A 17,571-nucleotide genomic window follows, 5' to 3' on the forward strand; every position below is an offset into this window, starting at 1 on the left:
TCTATAGGACGTCGATTGTACCTTAGCCCAATACGCTTCTGCTGATGACTACTTTTTGAATTTCAGAGGTACCCTCATAAATCTGGGTGATTTTGGCATCTCTCATCAATCGTTCTACGTGGTATTCTTTCACAAAACCATAACCTCCGTGGATCTGTACGGCTTCTACCGTAACCTCCATGGCTACTTTACTGGCATATAGTTTTGCCATTGAGCCTTCCAAAGTGTAAGGCAATCCTTGATCTTTTAACCAAGCTGCACGATACACCAATAGTCTAGCAGCCTCTATTTGTGTCGCCATATCTGCAAGTTTAAAAGCAATAGCTTGGTGATCGGCAATAGGTCTCCCAAAAGCTTTACGCTCTTTAGCATAAGCCAAAGCAAGCTCATAGGCTCCTGCAGCAATACCTAACGCCTGTGCCGCAATACCAATACGCCCTCCTTCAAGGGTTTTCATAGCGAATTTAAAACCAAAACCATCTTCACCAATACGGTTTTCTTTAGGCACCTTTACATCATTAAACATTAACGAATGGGTATCAGACCCACGAATGCCCAGCTTGTTTTCCTTTGGTCCAACCGTAAAACCAGGTGTTCCTTTTTCGACAATAAATGCGTTAATACCTTTATGCTTTAATTCCTTGTGGGTTTGCGCTATAACCAAATAGGTACTGGCTGTACTCCCGTTGGTAATCCAGTTTTTGGTCCCATTCAAAAGATAATGGTCACCTTTGTCTTCGGCCGTAGTTTGCTGTGAAGTAGCATCCGATCCAGCTTCGGGTTCAGAAAGACAGAATGCGCCAATTTGCATACCCGCCGCTAATGGCTTAAGGTATTTTTCTTTCTGCGCTTCAGTTCCATATTTCTCTAGTCCGTAACAAACTAAGGAGTTGTTTACAGAAACGACTACAGAAGTCGAGGCATCTACTTTAGAAAGCTCTTCCATTACTAAAGCATAAGAAACACTGTCCATGCCCCCTCCATCATATTTTGGATCAACCATCATTCCCAAAAAGCCCAACTCTCCAAGCTTTTTAACTTGCTCAGCTGGAAATTTCTGATGTTCATCTCGGTCTATTACACCGGGCTTTAATTCATTTTGGGCAAAATCTCTGGCTGCCTGCCTGATCATTTGCTGCTCTTCGCTTAATTCAAAATGCATAAAAAGGTAAATTGGTTAGGTTTCAAAGATAATATTTTTCAAATAATACTATGCAAACATAACATTTATTTCCTATCACATTTTTGTGAATGGGTGCTTTACCTGAGATTCATAAAAAATTTTGAAGCATTGGCACGCCCCTCTAACAGCATTTTATTGGATGCGCGGGCACACCTTTCATTTAGAAATTAAAAGCTATAATACTCAATATATTACGCCCCGATAGCGTATTAAATTTGGGCACAAAGAGTATAATTGAAAAAGAAGTCGCTTAGTGCCTAAAATACATTTAACATCCCAAACAGCATATATAAACGGGGCCAATTAAAGAATTTATTTCAGCAAACGATTGTTATCGTCGGGGAAAACCAAAATTGGTTCGTACTTTTTAGCTTCTTCGATAGGCAAAGAACCATAAGATATAATGATAAGGATGTCACCAATTTGCACTCTTCTTGCCGCAGCGCCATTTAAGCATATAGCACCCGACCCCCTTTCTCCTTTAATCACGTAAGTTTCAAAGCGTTCACCATTATTATTGTTTACAATCTGTACCTTTTCATTGGCAATAATATTGGCCGCATCCATCAAATCTTCATCAATGGTAATGCTGCCTACATAGTTAAGCTCTGCTTGGGTTACCCTAACACGGTGTATTTTCGATTTTAGAATCTCGATAATCATTTGGCAAAGTTAGGAATTAAGTTTTAGAGTTTGCATCAAACAGTTTTCAGTTTAAAGTCACAAAAAGTCCCACTAATTAATGATGACATTATCGATCAACCTAGTGTGGCCAACTTTTGCGGCAACTAAAACCACTGTATTTTGTATTGTTTTTTGCTCAACCGGCAAAAGAGTATCGCCGTTGGCAATCGTCAAATAATCCAATTCTACTCCGGGCACCGTATTGATCATCGCTTTGGCGCTTTCCAAAAGCTCAGCAAGCTCAAGGTTGTTATAATTTGCTTCTATATAAAATAAAGCTTTGCTCAACACCAACGCATGCTCTCGATCGCTTTCACTTAAATGTATATTTCGAGAACTCATGGCCAAGCCATCGGCTTCCCTTATAATTGGACACACGGCAATCTGCACTTCCAAATCGAGTGCCTTAACCATATTCTTGATCATCAGCACCTGCTGGAAATCCTTTTGGCCAAACATAGCAACATCAGGCTTTACCGCATCAAAAAGCTTATATACGATCTGGGTAACACCTTGATAATGTCCTTTCCTAAATTCGCCTTCCAATACAAATTCCGCTTCGCCTAAATTTATTTTCCATTGTTCTGGTTCTGGATAGCTGGGGTACATTTCTTTTACCGAGGGCATAAATACAAAGTTACATCCCGCCTCGGTAAGCATTTTAATGTCATGCTCCAAAGGACGTGGATATTTCTCCAGATCTTTAGGGTCGGTAAACTGCGTTGGGTTCACAAAAATACTACAGACTACAATATCCGCTAATTTTTGCGCCTCGGCAATGAGCGAAAGATGCCCTTGGTGCAATGCGCCCATAGTAGGCACTAATGCTATTTTCAAGCCCCTTGTTTTCAAAGGTGTTAGCGAGCTCTGAAGTTCAGCTAAGGTTGCTATTACTTTCAATATGGTGTTTTGTTTTGAGCCCGCTAAATTGGGCATTTCTGTAAAACTTACAAAGCGGGAAGAGCAAGATATTGATAAATATTAATATTTTCCGTACCTTTGCCCCTTGATAATCTTTAAATTAACAGTAATTTAATAATATATGGAGATGGCAAAAACGAAGCTACTGATTATTACCCACGAGATGTCGCCTTTCCTCGAACTCACTAAAATTTCTGAAATTACCCGCCAATTACCGCAGGCTATGCAGGAAAAAGGATTTGAAATCCGCATCTTGATGCCCAAATTTGGCAATATTAATGAAAGAAGAAATAGGTTGCACGAGGTAATCCGATTATCAGGGATGAACATCATTATTGATGACAATGACAACCCTTTGATCATTAAGGTGGCGTCGATACCAGCGGCTCGTATGCAAGTGTATTTCTTGGACAATGAAGATTATTTCCAAAGAAAGTATGTGTTCAGAGACAAAGAGAATAAATTCTATGCGGATAACGACGAGAGGAGCATCTTTTTCTGCAAAGGAGCTTTAGAAACTGTAAAAAAACTGGGCTGGTCGCCCGACGTCGTACACTGTCATGGATGGATGACGTCTTTGGTTCCTGCATACATCAAAACTACCTACAAAAACGACCCTACATTTAAAAATGCAAAGGTTGTTTACTCGGTTTACGAAAATTGCTTTGGTGAAAAGTTAAATGCAGATTTCCACAAAAAGGCAATCATGAACCACATGACTGCGGACGACACAAAAGCTTTTGCCGAAGGCGATTGCAACAGTTTGCATATTGGCGCTATAACTCACTCTGACGCAGTAGTGTTAGCTGACGAAAAGATAGATGAAGGGGTGTTAAAATTTGTTAAAGATTCTAATAAACCAACTTTAGCTTTTAATTTAACCGAAAATTATGACAGCTTCTACTCTTTTTATGAAGAAGTTGCCAGTGATGAATTGGTTTCTTTAGCATAACAAAGGCTTTATTTGATAATAAATATGAGATTTATAAAATTAGACTTATTGACCTTGTTGATAAGTCTTTTTCTTTTCGCATCATGCGAGCGCACTTCTACCATTGGTTTAGAAGTAGACCCTAGCAATGTTATACAAGGTACCCTGATTGACACTGCCACGATTAGTTCTAGAACAGTGAAAGACGATGACGCCAACACCAGCGCACTTAGCAGGTATCCTTTTGGCTTCCTTAATGATCAAACATTGGGCTCTACCACTTCTAGCTTGGCTCTATCGGTAAATGTTCCAATCGATGCCTATAGCTTTGGCACCAACGCAGTATTAGACTCTGCCATTTTGGTATTAAATTATGCTGGAGAATTTTATGGAGATAGCACCGCCACCTACAATATTGATGTTCATCAGCTAAACAATAATGTGGCAAAGGAGAATTCCTTCCTGAGCTCTAAAACCTATCCGTTTAACAGCTCTATAGTAGCCAATTATACCGGTAAAGTTTTCCCAACTACACCCATAAAGGTTACGGATGTATTAACCGGAGCAAAAGACACGATCAAGACAAATACTCCTCAGTTACGTGTAAAACTAGACAACAATTTTATTAACACCAACATTGTCAATCTCTCTGCAACTGACTTAAAGTATAACTCTTATTTTCAAGATAAGTTTAAAGGTTTATATGTCCAGATTAAACCTTCGGCAAAAGGGGCCATGGGCAATGGCGGTTTAATGTTCTTTAATTTTGCAAGTACCGCAGGCTCCGGAGTGATGTTGTACTACAGAAAGCAAAATGCGACAACCACCACCTTAACCGACACTGTATCTATCAATTTCCCTATATCCACAGGTTCTTCACCTTTGGGAGCAAGCGTATCTCGCGCCTATTCAACACAGGTGCAAACCCAACTTAGTGCAGATCCTAAATTGCAATTTGCCACGACTTACTTACAACCATTGGGAGGCTTAAGAACTAAACTTTCTTTTCCATATCTCCAAAAAATGAAAACTGAAGTAGGAGGTAAAATGATTGTAAACAAAGCGGAATTAATTGTCGACCTAAGTACAGGAACTGACGTTGCTCCATTTAGAGCCGCTCCAAGGATAGCTTTGTATAGAGCTGATATCGCAGGGCAGAGAAAGAATTTGCCTGACAATGATGCTGGCAATGGAGTTACCACCTCTGGAGACCCAAGAGCAAACCCATCTACATTTGGCGGATATTTTGATTCGACCAAAAAGAGATATGTATTTATTGTTACAGCCTACATGCAAGATTTATTAGACGGCAAAACACAAGACTATGGGACTTACCTAGCTGTTACGCCTTCTTCTACTTTTGAGGTCTTGCCATCATTTGGCGTAGCCTCACGGGCAATAATCGGCAGCTTCAAGAAGAATCCCGCAGCCGGCGACAACCTGATCAAGCTCAATGTTTATTACACAAAAGTAAACTAACGAAAAAATTACGCAAACGTTTGACAAAATCCCTCTAAAGAAATACTTTAGGGGGATTTATATTTTAACCCCCAAAAAAACATGTGCGGAATTGTAGGTTATATAGGCTTTAGAGAAGCCTGGCCAATCGTTTTAAAAGGTCTAAAAAGACTCGAATATAGAGGATATGACAGCGCAGGAATCGCCCTGATAGACCATGAAAATTTAAACATATATAAGAAGGCAGGAAAGGTAAAAGAACTCGAAGATTTTGCTGCCGATAAAAATCTTTCAGGCAGCATAGGGATGGGACATACCCGCTGGGCTACCCATGGAGCCCCTTCTGACAGAAATTCGCACCCCCATACTTCTCAAAAGGGAAACCTTAGCATCATCCATAATGGCATCATAGAAAACTATGCGACGCTAAAAGAAGAGCTAATTTCAAGAGGCCATTCTTTTAGCAGTGACACCGATACCGAAGTCCTGATTCACTTGATCGAGGACATCTATCAAAATAGCAACATCGACTTAACCGAAGCAGTTCGTTTGGCCCTAAATGAAGTAACCGGAGCTTATGCAATTGTCATTATGGACGAAGAAAATCCAAACCAGCTAATTGCCGCAAGAAAAGGCAGCCCAATGGTCATCGGCGTTGGCCAAGGCGAGTACTTCATTGCTTCTGATGCGACCCCGATTGTAGAATATACCAAAAATGTAATTTATCTAAATGATAACGAAATTGCCTTTTTAAAGCGCGATGAACTCGAGATCAAACGATTAGATAATGTTGTGCAAACTCCTTATATCCAAGAGCTGGAGCTTAAACTCGAAATGCTGGAAAAAGGAGGCTACGAACATTTTATGTTGAAAGAGATTTATGAGCAACCTAGATCCATTCGTGATTGTATGAGGGGCCGTATCTATCCCGAAGAAGGAAAGGTGCAATTAGGAGGCATTAAAGAGTTTGCTGATAAACTAAAAAATATTGACCGCATTATTATTGTAGCTTGTGGCACTTCATGGCACGCGGGCTTAGTTGGAGAATATTTAATTGAAGAATACGCCCGTATACCTGTAGAGGTAGAATATGCTTCGGAGTTTAGGTACAGAAACCCAATCATTACCGAAAAAGATGTAGTGATTGCCATCTCACAATCTGGAGAGACTGCTGATACCATGGCCGCTATAGAAATGGCCAAAGAAAAAGGGGCTACCATTTTTGGCATCTGTAATGTTGTAGGGGCTTCCATTCCGCGTATTACACACGCAGGAGTATACACACACGCGGGTCCTGAAATTGGGGTAGCTTCCACCAAAGCATTTACGGCTCAGGTAACCGTACTTACGTTAATGGCATTTTATATGGCACAACAAAAAGGCACATTAAGCAGCTCAACCTTAAGAGAGTTGCTTACAGAGCTCGATTGCATTCCAGAAAAAATACAGACAGCATTACTTTCCAATGATTTGATCCAAGAGATTTCGGCCAAAATCAAAGATGCCAGAAATTGTTTGTTTTTGGGCAGAGGAAGCGGCTTCCCTGTAGCTTTAGAGGGCGCTCTAAAATTGAAGGAAATCTCTTACATCCATGCGGAGGGTTACCCTGCCGCAGAGATGAAACACGGACCAATTGCTTTGATAGACGAAGAAATGCCCGTCGTGTTTATTGCCACCAAAAATTCTTCGTATGAAAAGGTAATTAGCAATATACAGGAGGTTAAGGCAAGAAAGGGACAAGTAATAGCAATAGTTACCGAAGGGGATGTAGATGTGAAGAAAATGGCGGACTACTGTATTGAAATTCCTGATGCCAGCGAAGCCTTCCTTCCATTATTGGCCACAATTCCATTGCAATTGCTTTCTTACCACATTGCGGTAATGAGGGGCTGCAACGTTGACCAACCTAGAAACCTAGCCAAATCGGTTACGGTTGAATAAAAGAAAAGCCCCAAGCAAATTGCTTGGGGCTTTTTAATGTCTTTTTTATTTTTGGTTAGTTAAGTTAAAAAGGCAAATCGCCTGCTTCATCAATAGATGTCGAAAAATCGTCCTCTATCTTATTATTAATATTACTGCTATTTCCATTTGTTGGAGCATTTGGCTCAAAATCGCTTTTACGGCCCAACATGGTAAAGTTTTCTGCAACCACTTCGGTAACATATTTTTTTACTTTTTCCTTGTCTTCGAATGAGCGTGTTCTTAGTTTACCTTCAATGTAAACCAATTTCCCTTTTTGAAGATATTTAGAAGCTACTTCCGCCAATCCTCTCCACAACACAATATTGTGCCATTCAGTTTGTTCAACTCGTTTACCATCTTTGTTAAATGTCTCTGATGTGGCCAAGGGGAAGCTCGCTACGGTAACGCCGCCTTCCAAATGTCTAACTTCGGGGTCCTTTCCCAAGTGCCCCACTAAGATTACTTTGTTAATACCTGACATAAATATATTTGATTAGTCTATATGTTTTTCAATAAAATCCCCTATAATTTTAGGATGAGGTAATTGTCTAAATGTCGTTAATTTTACCGATTTAATTTCGGCCTGCTGATTAAAGTTAACAATATAATTATCTATTGCAAAAAATTGAACATATATTGTTTGGTGTGTAAGAACATGTTTTTTGCTTTCTAAAACCTTTAGCTCTACATCGTTTCCAAACAGTTCTTTTACTTTAGTCAATAGCACAACATCGTCAATAGCGACCTCCTGTTCCGACTCTATCAAAGGGAAATCATATAGTTGTTGCCAAACATCACCTGGCTGTCTTTGCTTGGTGAGTATTTCATCATCATTTATACCAACAAAATAATTAAACCATCGTTTTCTTATTTTAACTTTTTTCAACTTCAAGGGCAATTGCTCAATCTTTTGGTGCTGATAAGCATAACACCCGGGTCTTATGGGGCATTGGTTACAAAGCGGTGATTTCGGCTTGCACTGCAATGCGCCAAACTCCATAATGGCTTGGTTATATATAGAGGGTTGTTGATCTTCGATTAGCTTTTGGGCCAATTGCGCAAACTGCTTTTGTCCTTTGGGCGAGTTGATGGCTTCTCCCAATCCAAAATAGCGGGCTAACACCCTGTAAACATTCCCATCTACCACGGCTTGTTTTTCGTTACTGGAAAAGGAAGAAATTGCCGCCGCGGTATAACTGCCTATTCCTTTTAGTTTAACCAGGTCTTGGTAGGCCGTGGGAAATTTGCCATGAAAATGTTCTACCACGTACCTAGCGGTATACAGCATATTCCGCCCTCTAGAATAATAGCCCAAACCTTGCCAAAGTTTAAGCACACGCTCCTCTGAAGCCTCAGCAAAAGCGCTAACCGTCGGAAAATTCTCTAAAAATTTCAGGAAATAAGGCATTCCCTGTTCCACTCGGGTTTGCTGCAGGATAATCTCTGAAAGCCAAATTACATATGCATCCGTAGTATCTCTCCACGGCAGATTCCGCTTATTTTCTAGGTACCACTTTACTATTTCGGACTGAAAGGACATTGTAACAAAAGTACAATAAAAGCTATTAAAACCGTAAAACTTGCAATGCCATGATTGTTGCGGGTGTAAATAAATGATCTTTTATTTTCCTATCTCGTTAAAAAGCAATACTTTTGCAACCCCAAATCAGATGTAATTAAAAAACACACACAATAATTTAATTAATTTTAGAAATATGACTAAGGCAGATATTATTGCTGAAATATCAACAAAGACAGGGATTGAGAAAGTTGACGTTCAAGAAACAGTAGAGGCATTTTTCAAAGTGATCAAAAACAACATGATTAATGGTGAAAATGTTTACGTAAGAGGTTTTGGCAGTTTTGTAGTGAAAAAAAGAGCTCAAAAAACTGCAAGAAATATCTCTAAAAACACTGCTATCATTATTCCAGAGCATTTCGTTCCAAGCTTTAAGCCAGCAAAAGTATTTGTTGACAAAGTGAAAAACAGCACTAAAAAACTTAAAGCAGAAGCTTAATATTTGACATTTATGAAAAGCCCACGCACCACACAGATTGTAATTATTGCAGGTATTGTATTGCTTGTGGGCTTTTTATTTAGCCAAGATATTAAGGGACTGGTGAAGCCTAAGGAAAATGCGGCTGTGGAAATGCCACAGGAGCCAACACCCCAAGGCATTAGTTTGGCAGCAGCTTCGGCCACTGCTAAAAACCTGATTAGTAATGCAGCCGCAAAAGAGTTTGCTTCTTTGGAAAGTGATTTCCAAAAGGCAAAAGGCGAAGAAAGAGCAAGCCAGGCAAAGGCTTTAGCTCAAAAATGGGATGATTTGGAACAAGCTGTTCCTAGCGCACTTTATTTAGAAGAAGCTGCCAAGGAACAATCTTCGTTACAAAATTGGGTTAAAGCTGGGGATCGTTTTCTAAAAGCATTCGACAATACACAAGATAGCTTAGTGAAACCTGCAATGCTTCAAAAAGCAAATCAGGCGTTTACCAAAGCCGTAGCTATTGACTCGACAGATTTAGATGCGAAAACAGGAATGGGCATCACCATTGTAAATGGTATGGGCGCTCCTATGGAAGGTATTGCCATGTTATTAGACGTGGTTAAAAAAGATCCAAAAAACTTCAAGGCAAACATGAACTTAGGTTTGTTCGCCATAAAATCTGGTCAGTTTGACAAGGCCATTACCCGCTTTGAGGATTTGATCAAAAACATTAAGGCTACTCCTGATGCATATTTCTATTTGGCTACGGCCTATGAAAACCTAGGGAAAAACCAAGAGGCAATTGATGCCTATCTACAAAGCAAAAAACTCGCAGCTAACCCTACATTATCTAGCTTTATAGATAAAAAGGTAGCTGAGTTGAAAAAATAAATTAATAGAATTAATAAAAACATTTAAAACTTCAAAATTATGCCAAGCGGTAAAAAAAGAAAAAGACATAAAATGGCTACCCACAAACGCAAAAAACGTTTAAGAAAAAACAGACACAAGAAAAAATAATTTTTCTTAGTGTTTGGCCAAAGGTAAATGCTCTTAAAAGTATTTACTTTTGGATTCTAATGTTTTTTGGTCCATGTGTTAATAAGGCATTAAAGCCTTAAAATCTGTAGCTTTGGTAAAGGAATTAATAATAGATTCTACTCCTACGGGAGTAACCATAGCTTTAATAGAAGACAAACAACTTGTTGAGCTTCACAAAGAACACGTTAACAACAACTACGCTGTAGGCGATATTTATTTAGGCCGCATTAAAAAGATTATGCCCGGCCTAAATGCTGCGTTTGTAGATGTTGGTTACGAGAAAGATGCATTTTTGCATTACTTTGATTTAGGCCCTCAGGTACAATCTCTGATAAAGCTAACAAAGATTAGACGTAACGGCACACCGGGCACTTTACTGGACAACTTTAAACTAGAAGCTGATATTAACAAAGCCGGGAAAATCTCGGAAGTGGTCAGCAAAAATTTACTGGTACCAGTACAGATAGCCAAAGAACCCATTTCTACAAAAGGCCCCAGATTAAGTTCAGATCTTTCCATTGCGGGAAGATATACCGTACTGGTTCCTTTTTCGAATGTGATCTCCATTTCAAAAAAAATAAAAAGCAATACCGAACGTGGTCGCCTAAAAAAGATCATTGAAAGTATAAAGCCCAAAAATTTCGGAGTAATCATTAGAACAGTTTCTGAGGGAAAAGGCGTTACCGAATTACAAAAAGACTTACTGGACTCTATTTCCAAATGGGAAAGCTTCATGAAGAAGTTGCCCGAGACAGAGCCATCTAAGCGTGTTTGGGGCGAAATGGATAGGACATCAACGCTTATCCGCGATATTTTAAATACCGATTTCGCCAACGTTTATGTAAACGACCAAGCATTATTCGAAGACATTCGCTCTTATGTGCATGAAATTTCTCCGGAAATGGAACGTATTGTAAAGCAATACAAGCATAAAGAGCCTATTTTCGACCACTTTGGGGTTGAAAAACAAATTAAAAACGGTTTTGGAAAAACCGTGAACTTGGCAGGAGGTGCCTACCTAGTGGTAGAACACACCGAAGCTTTGCACGTGATAGACGTTAATAGTGGTAACAGAACCGCCAGCAAAGAGAACCAAGAAGAAAATGCGCTTCAGGTAAATAAAGAAGCCGCTAAAGAAATTGCCCGCCAATTGAGGCTAAGAGATATGGGCGGTATTGTGGTGATTGATTTTATTGACATGCACAAACCCGCTAATAGAAAAGTGTTGTTTGACCACCTGAGAGAGTTAATGCTTCAGGACAGGGCAAAACATACTATTTTACCTCCTAGCAAATTTGGCTTGGTACAAATCACTCGTCAAAGGGTAAGACCAGAGATGAACATTGTAACGGTTGAAAAATGTCCAACCTGTGATGGCACCGGGGAAATAAAGGCAAGCATTGTATTGATGGATGACATTGAAAGCAACTTGACTTATATCCTACGTGAACAGAACGAAAAAAATATTACGCTGAATGTACACCCTTACATCGCTGCGTTTATTAAAAAAGGGTTAGTTTCCTTACAATGGAAATGGTTCTTCAAATTTGGGCAATGGGTAAAGGTTAAAGCGATATCTTCTTATCACTTAACCGAATTCCACTTCTTGTCTTCTAAAGATGAAGAAATCAAACTTTAAACCCCTCTGTCCCCTAAAAGGGATGAAAATATTGAAAGTTCCGCAAATGCGGGACTTTTTTTGTTTAAAACTTGCCTAGTATTTCCGAGTAAACTACTATCAGGTATTGTCTAGATCTACTCCTTTTAAGGGGACCTCTTCAACCTCGTTAAAATTAGATAACCAATTTGGGAGATTATATGAATTCTCACAGAAGTTCCATTAAATTTGTCACAAAATTCCTTTGTCTTTCTTTACTATTTACAATTTTTCCAATAAAATTACCCCATTTAAAATCTTCTTCATCGATATATTCAAATGGTGAAACATTGAATTTTGGATCTGGCAAGTCATATAAAAATCTAGCGAGTTCCTTATTCCCATCGAAAAATACAAATTCATTTTCCTTTTTGCTCTTTTCTTTTAGTATGACGCGATGAGAGTCTGTTATTAAAATTTCATCCTCACCGTAAAGGAAATAAAGTTTATTATCTGCTACCATCAAAGCTGATAATACTCCATTAATAAATTTATACCAGCCATTGATTGGCGTATCTAAACTCATTACTTGTTCAGTCTTTGACTCGTAATCATAATATTTTGTAGCAAAATCGAAATTTCTAAAAAACATATTTAATCATTTTAAAGCCCTAAATCTTTTCCCTTTGGTCTTGATGCGCTCTCAATTATATCATCCCAACTTTTACCATTTTCCTTCAAAAATTTAATTGTAGCCCCAAGTTTATCCCCACATCTCTCAATATTCCTTTGATAAAACGTTTGTAACACTCTGTCAGGAGTGAGCGCCTTATTGAAACTTCTGTATTCCCTTATGGGGGTGGCTTATCAGGATGTTATCTGATGAATATTCTGTTTGAAAGATTAGATATTCTTTAAAATCTTTGAGCAACTGCACTAAAAAAACTTCATCTCTAAATTGTATATCAAATAAATGAATCTCACCGTTTCCTAAGTATTTTATTATTTCTTCTTGTTCCTTGTTTGTGTAATTATAAGAAAATTCCTCCTCTAAATTATTTGGCACAAAATGAAAATAAATTACATTACACCCTGTTTTAGGATTAATAAAATACAGTGTGTCAATATCTTGGTCACCCAAAATAAGGTTGTTATACGCTTTTAAAAAAGATCCGAATTTATCTATAAAATCAGGGGATTTAGTTATAAATGATAATACTTCCATACTTGTTTAGGCATTAAGCACTACTGTTAATGTTTACGCTCAGGGAGACTTCTATAATTAATTTTCCAAAGGGCCGGAGTATCTTCAAGATCTTTTGTTTCCCCTTTATAGAAAAGGGTCCACAAAGGCTCATCGGGAAAATCATTCATTCTCAGATAACAGATATCTCGTGGGTATTTGTCGGTTATAAAATCTCTATCGGTATTTATTAAAGGCGACCATTTTAAAGGCAACAAAATAAGTTTATTTATTTTTTTGAGCATAACTATTCGACAGGCGGTAAACCACAACAGGAAATTAAAAATCTTAATAAAGATCTAGATTTTTGTTTAAAACTCGCCTAGCATTTCCAATCGATTAAATCTAAATTCGTAAATAAATAATCGTATTTCGTAAATCTAAAATCGTCAATTATTTTGGCTAAGATCAAATCAGCATATTTCTGTCAGAGCTGTGGCTACGAATCGGCCAAGTGGTTGGGCAAATGTCCTTCGTGCCAGCAGTGGAATACCTTTGTAGAGGAAGTGGTTGAAAAACCTTCTGCTGCATCGGCCATATGGAAAACGTCTACTGGACAACAAAGAGTAGCTAAACCTAGCAAGCTGGAAGATATTACCAGCGCTACCGAAGAAAGGGTAATGACTGGCGATGCAGAACTCGACAGGGTTTTGGGCGGAGGCTTGGTCCCAGGATCTGTAACATTGATTGGTGGTGAACCAGGTATTGGCAAATCAACCCTCATGCTTCAACTGGCGCTCAACATTAATCAAAAGAGAGTGTTGTATGTTTCGGGAGAGGAAAGTGAACAACAGATCAAAATGCGTGCAGAGCGCATTACTAAAGCTCCCAAAGCCAATTGCTTTATCCTTACGGAAACTTCCACCCAAAATATTTTCAAGCAACTGGAGCAACTACAGCCTGAAATTTTAGTAGTCGACTCGATACAAACGCTACATTCGGCCCATATCGAATCAACCCCCGGCAGTGTTTCCCAAGTGCGAGAGTGTACAGCCGAGCTACTAAGATTTGCGAAAGAAACTGCTACCCCTGTTTTCCTCATTGGACATATCACCAAGGACGGAGCCATTGCGGGGCCGAAGATCCTGGAACATATGGTAGACACCGTTCTGCAATTTGAAGGTGACAGGCACCATATTTACCGTATTTTACGCTCCATTAAAAACCGCTTTGGAGCTGCTGCCGAATTGGGAATATATGCGATGCACGGTAATGGCTTAAGAGAAGTTTCCAATCCTTCGGAAGTATTGCTTTCGCAACGTGATGAAGAACTAACCGGTATCACCATCGGTGCTACCATTGAAGGAGCCAGACCAATGGTCATTGAAACACAGGCGCTAGTGAGTACTTCTGCTTATGGAACTCCACAACGCTCTGCTACAGGATTCGACACCAAGCGCATGAACATGCTTTTAGCGGTATTGGAAAAAAGATGTGGATTTCGATTAAGCGCCAAAGATGTTTTCTTAAATATTGCAGGGGGCATTAAAGTAGAAGACCCCGCGATAGACCTTTCTATCATTGCAGCCATCATCTCCTCCCATGAGGATATTTCTATCTCATCTAAGATTTGTTTTGCGGCCGAGGTAGGCCTTTCTGGAGAAATTAGGGCCGTAAATAGGATAGAGCAACGCATCTCAGAAGCGGAGAAATTAGGCTTTGAAAAGATTTTTATCTCTAGTTATAATTTGAAAGGTTTTAATAAGGATAAATTTAAAATAGAGCTGGTTACGGTTTCCAAAATTGAGGAGGTTTTCTCGGCATTATTTGGTTAACTGAAAAAATATTCCATCCATTTGTACTACAAAGGTTTTTTTGGCGTTTTTAGAGCAGCAGAAAATCTAAGTTTGATCACGGATAGTTATTTAGAAAGATTTTAAATATCTTTGCTCATCAATCTTAACTAGATATTAAAACAAAATAGTGATGAAAAAATTAATTTTAAGCTTAGTTTTTTGTGCCTTAGCAAGTGTTGGTTTTGCACAAGATAACGTAGAAGGCCAATCATTTGGCGAAGGAGTTAAAAAAGGTAATATCATTGCTGCTACAGACGTAAATGCCAAGTTGGGCAAAGAAGCCAAAGCAGACATGAAAGTAGAAGGTGAAGTAGTAACTGTTTGCAAGAAAAAAGGCTGCTTCATGACCGTTAAAATTTCGGACACAGAAACCATGTTCGTTAAATTTAAAGATTACGGTTTCTTTATGCCAAAAGATATGCCTGCTGGCACAAAAGTAGTAATTGATGGCTTCGCCCAAAGAAAAGAAACCTCTGTAGAAGACTTGAAGCACTATGCTGAAGATGCGAAAAAATCTCCTGAAGAAATAGCAAAAATTACCCAGCCTAAAAAAGAAATCGTTTTTGAAGCGAAAGGCGCAGTAATTTTAAAGTAATTAGAAAGGTTCTCCTTTTTAATATTGATTGATTGAAAAGCCCTAACTCACGTTAGGGCTTATTTTTTGTTTAAATACATTTGTAATATTTTTAACAAACAAAGATTTAATTATTAAATTTTTTTAATTATTAAATCTTTGTGCTATCTTCACTCTATTAACAAATGAAACCTGATTAAATAATGAAACTGAACAGAACAACCTTTCTGCTTGCCGCCCTTTCTATATTTGGTGCAAAAACCCATGCCCAACAGCTTAACAAAGAGCAAAACCAAGCTTTGCTGAACGCCAGTCAAGGTGCTATCGTTAGGCTTGATGGATTTTTAACCGAGAAAACCGCTCAAATTCCTTTTCAAAAATTCCCAACTCCTGGGCCTCAATACATTATTTCTGATGACCCAGAGTACATCCGCGTACCCGAAGCCATTGCGCTAAAAGAAAGTGTGGTACCCGGTTCGGTTCGATTCTATCTGTACAATGTAAATGGCGTGGTAGAGCCTCAAAAAATAGATAGGAAAATTATTGCCATGATCAAAAATATCGGCAAAACTCCTATGCGCATTAAAATGTTGAAATATGTAACCCAAAAACCTAGCACCAATTATTTTAAATTGGGTAAAGAGGGATTGGCTTCTTTTTTTGCTGCACAGCCTAGCGAAGATGTCCGCATTGTAAAACCTGGCGACGCTGTTCCTATTGACGAAAAGCTAGAACAATATGTGGTAAAATATGACGAACTTGTCCACGGCTTCTATGAATTTGTGATTGACCAGCCTGCAGAAATTACCGTATTGCAAACCGACCTTAAAACCAGCGGCAAAGAGGCTCTAAAACGCATTACTAATATTTTACCTCCTAAAACAAAAAGTGGTGCAGGAAGAGGTTTGTATGGTGTGAGCAACTACCACGTAAATAACACCGCTGTAATTGACACTAAAAACGGTACATCTGCCTTAGTGGTTGCTGATGGCGTAAATGACCCTTGGATTATTGGACGCGAAGGGACCACTGGCCAACAGGCTAAACTTGCTGGAAATTATGGTGTGATGTACGACATTGAATTAAAATGGAAAAGCTCCGATGGCAAGGGACTAGCTTTAATAACCTGGAACTCTCGCTCTGCAGACAACAAGTGGTGCAGCGGAATGGCTGCAGCGATGAAAGTGAGCGAAGGAAAGTTTAAAGAGGGCATTATCCAATTGCCGAAAGATGAATTAGTAACGAAAGCTGCCCCGGAAGCGGTACTGATCCAAGTTTTCAAACCTTCTGGCAAAGGCGAAGAGCAGACGATTAAATTAACTTATTCGCCTCCTGGCGCATCTTGCCTACCAACCCCATTAATTTTAGTTCCTGTTGACTTAAACCCATAATGATGAGATTCATCAAACTCATCTTCATTCTACTCTTCTTGGGCGTATCTACACTGTATGCCCAAGAAATTTTAACCATTTCCTCTCCAAAAAATCTTAAGCAAACGGACTCTGTTCTGGTGTTCAAGCCTAAGCAAATGTTGGGCAAAACAGCCTTGGTATATTTACTACATGGGCACAGCGCTAATTATAAGAGCTGGAGCAAGTTGGCGAATCTTCAAACGTTAGCAGACCAATATAATTTCATTATTGTATGTCCCGATGGCTTGAAAAAAAGCTGGTATCTCAACTCTCCAAATCCCGACAGCACCCAATATGAAAGCTTCTTTTTGGACGAGCTTATGCCGACTATCAATAAAAAATACCCAGTGGATCCTCAACGTGTTTTTATTACAGGTGCCAGCATGGGTGGTTTTGGCGCGATGTGGATGATGACCAAATACCCTAATTTGTTCGCTGGAGCTGGAAGTACTTCAGGGGTGCTAAACCTTCGTTATTCTGCTTTCAGAAAAACAACCATAGCCTATCTTTTAGGCACTTATGATGATAAAAACGTACTTTACGACGAGTATTCGCCGGTAAATAAGCTATCAGCACTACAAGGACAAAACAAAGCATTGATTTTTGATACAGGCACCGAAGACTATCTATATATTACCAGTAAGCAGTTTAGGCAAAAATGTGATGAGCTTAAAATAAAAGCCACTTACATTGCTCAACCAGGCGGCCATACTGGCGGCTATTGGAGCAAAACCATCCTTAAACATTTTGAGTTCTTTGCCGAACATCTCAAAAACTAACC

Annotated in this window: 17 protein-coding genes and 1 pseudogene; 11 read left to right on the plus strand and 7 right to left on the minus strand. The window is 39.0% G+C overall.

Annotated features, from left to right (window positions below; genetic code table 11):
* Window positions 1-22: 22 nt before the first annotated feature.
* From ABDV71_RS01830 to panC, 3 genes are all read right to left on the minus strand, one after another.
* Entirely contained in the window at window positions 23-1,162 is a 1,140-nt protein-coding gene (locus tag ABDV71_RS01830) for an acyl-CoA dehydrogenase (protein WP_343530715.1), read from the minus strand.
* A 333-nt stretch (window positions 1,163-1,495) separates the two neighbouring features.
* Complete coding sequence (gene panD / locus ABDV71_RS01835; protein ID WP_097133386.1) at window positions 1,496-1,846, minus strand: aspartate 1-decarboxylase; 351 nt, start codon at window positions 1,844-1,846, stop codon at window positions 1,496-1,498.
* A gap of 72 nt (window positions 1,847-1,918) precedes the next feature.
* On the minus strand, window positions 1,919-2,803 hold the full coding sequence (gene panC, locus ABDV71_RS01840; protein ID WP_343530717.1) for a pantoate--beta-alanine ligase: 885 nt from the start codon (window positions 2,801-2,803) through the stop codon (window positions 1,919-1,921).
* A 112-nt stretch (window positions 2,804-2,915) separates the two neighbouring features.
* Between panC and ABDV71_RS01845 the strand changes: the two genes are divergently transcribed.
* The 3 genes from ABDV71_RS01845 (at window position 2,916) to glmS (ending at window position 7,118) form a co-directional block, all read left to right on the plus strand.
* Complete coding sequence (locus tag ABDV71_RS01845; protein WP_343530718.1) at window positions 2,916-3,740, plus strand: glycogen/starch synthase; 825 nt, start codon at window positions 2,916-2,918, stop codon at window positions 3,738-3,740.
* Between the two features lie 24 nt (window positions 3,741-3,764).
* Window positions 3,765-5,198: a DUF4270 family protein gene (locus ABDV71_RS01850; RefSeq protein ID WP_343530719.1), complete on the plus strand. Its 1,434-nt coding sequence runs from the start codon at window positions 3,765-3,767 to the stop codon at window positions 5,196-5,198.
* 81 nt (window positions 5,199-5,279) lie between these two features.
* A complete protein-coding gene (gene glmS, locus ABDV71_RS01855) occupies window positions 5,280-7,118 on the plus strand; it encodes a glutamine--fructose-6-phosphate transaminase (isomerizing) (protein ID WP_343530720.1) in 1,839 nt (612 codons plus the stop codon).
* 64 nt (window positions 7,119-7,182) lie between these two features.
* Here the strand turns inward: glmS and ABDV71_RS01860 are convergent, their stop codons facing one another.
* Together ABDV71_RS01860 and mutY are read right to left on the minus strand one after the other, a co-directional pair.
* Window positions 7,183-7,620: a single-stranded DNA-binding protein gene (locus ABDV71_RS01860; protein ID WP_343530721.1), complete on the minus strand. Its 438-nt coding sequence runs from the start codon at window positions 7,618-7,620 to the stop codon at window positions 7,183-7,185.
* A 12-nt stretch (window positions 7,621-7,632) separates the two neighbouring features.
* Entirely contained in the window at window positions 7,633-8,679 is a 1,047-nt protein-coding gene (gene mutY, locus ABDV71_RS01865; protein ID WP_343530722.1) for an A/G-specific adenine glycosylase, read from the minus strand.
* Window positions 8,680-8,836: 157 nt separating this feature from the next.
* Here mutY and ABDV71_RS01870 point away from each other — a divergent pair.
* From ABDV71_RS01870 to ABDV71_RS01885, 4 genes and pseudogenes are all read left to right on the plus strand, one after another.
* Window positions 8,837-9,157: pseudogene (locus ABDV71_RS01870) on the plus strand (HU family DNA-binding protein); the annotation flags it as partial.
* Window positions 9,158-9,169: 12 nt separating this feature from the next.
* A complete protein-coding gene (locus tag ABDV71_RS01875; RefSeq protein WP_343530723.1) occupies window positions 9,170-10,018 on the plus strand; it encodes a tetratricopeptide repeat protein in 849 nt (282 codons plus the stop codon).
* A 39-nt stretch (window positions 10,019-10,057) separates the two neighbouring features.
* Entirely contained in the window at window positions 10,058-10,147 is a 90-nt protein-coding gene (locus ABDV71_RS01880) for a hypothetical protein (protein WP_008506795.1), read from the plus strand.
* A 112-nt stretch (window positions 10,148-10,259) separates the two neighbouring features.
* Window positions 10,260-11,807 carry an Rne/Rng family ribonuclease gene (locus tag ABDV71_RS01885; protein ID WP_343530724.1) on the plus strand — a complete coding sequence of 516 codons (1,548 nt, stop codon included), beginning with the start codon at window positions 10,260-10,262 and terminating at the stop codon, window positions 11,805-11,807.
* 187 nt (window positions 11,808-11,994) lie between these two features.
* Here the strand turns inward: ABDV71_RS01885 and ABDV71_RS01890 are convergent, their stop codons facing one another.
* Both ABDV71_RS01890 and ABDV71_RS01895 read right to left on the minus strand, forming a co-directional pair.
* On the minus strand, window positions 11,995-12,417 hold the full coding sequence (locus tag ABDV71_RS01890; protein ID WP_343530725.1) for a hypothetical protein: 423 nt from the start codon (window positions 12,415-12,417) through the stop codon (window positions 11,995-11,997).
* 177 nt (window positions 12,418-12,594) lie between these two features.
* On the minus strand, window positions 12,595-12,990 hold the full coding sequence (locus tag ABDV71_RS01895) for a hypothetical protein (protein WP_343530726.1): 396 nt from the start codon (window positions 12,988-12,990) through the stop codon (window positions 12,595-12,597).
* Window positions 12,991-13,406: 416 nt separating this feature from the next.
* Between ABDV71_RS01895 and radA the strand changes: the two genes are divergently transcribed.
* From radA to ABDV71_RS01915, 4 genes are all read left to right on the plus strand, one after another.
* Window positions 13,407-14,783 carry a DNA repair protein RadA gene (gene radA, locus ABDV71_RS01900; protein ID WP_343530727.1) on the plus strand — a complete coding sequence of 459 codons (1,377 nt, stop codon included), beginning with the start codon at window positions 13,407-13,409 and terminating at the stop codon, window positions 14,781-14,783.
* Between the two features lie 151 nt (window positions 14,784-14,934).
* Window positions 14,935-15,399 carry a DUF4920 domain-containing protein gene (locus ABDV71_RS01905; RefSeq protein WP_343530728.1) on the plus strand — a complete coding sequence of 155 codons (465 nt, stop codon included), beginning with the start codon at window positions 14,935-14,937 and terminating at the stop codon, window positions 15,397-15,399.
* Between the two features lie 182 nt (window positions 15,400-15,581).
* Window positions 15,582-16,769, plus strand: coding sequence for a copper amine oxidase (locus tag ABDV71_RS01910; RefSeq protein ID WP_343530729.1), 1,188 nt, complete (start codon window positions 15,582-15,584; stop codon window positions 16,767-16,769).
* Window positions 16,769-17,569, plus strand: a complete 801-nt coding sequence (locus ABDV71_RS01915) for an alpha/beta hydrolase family protein (RefSeq protein WP_343530730.1) — start codon at window positions 16,769-16,771, stop codon at window positions 17,567-17,569. The genes ABDV71_RS01910 and ABDV71_RS01915 overlap by 1 nt, the downstream gene beginning before the upstream one ends.
* The last annotated feature ends 2 nt before the right edge of the window (window positions 17,570-17,571 follow it).

The sequence above is a fragment of the Pedobacter sp. genome (assembly GCF_039594775.1).
GTDB lineage: Bacteria > Bacteroidota > Bacteroidia > Sphingobacteriales > Sphingobacteriaceae > Pedobacter.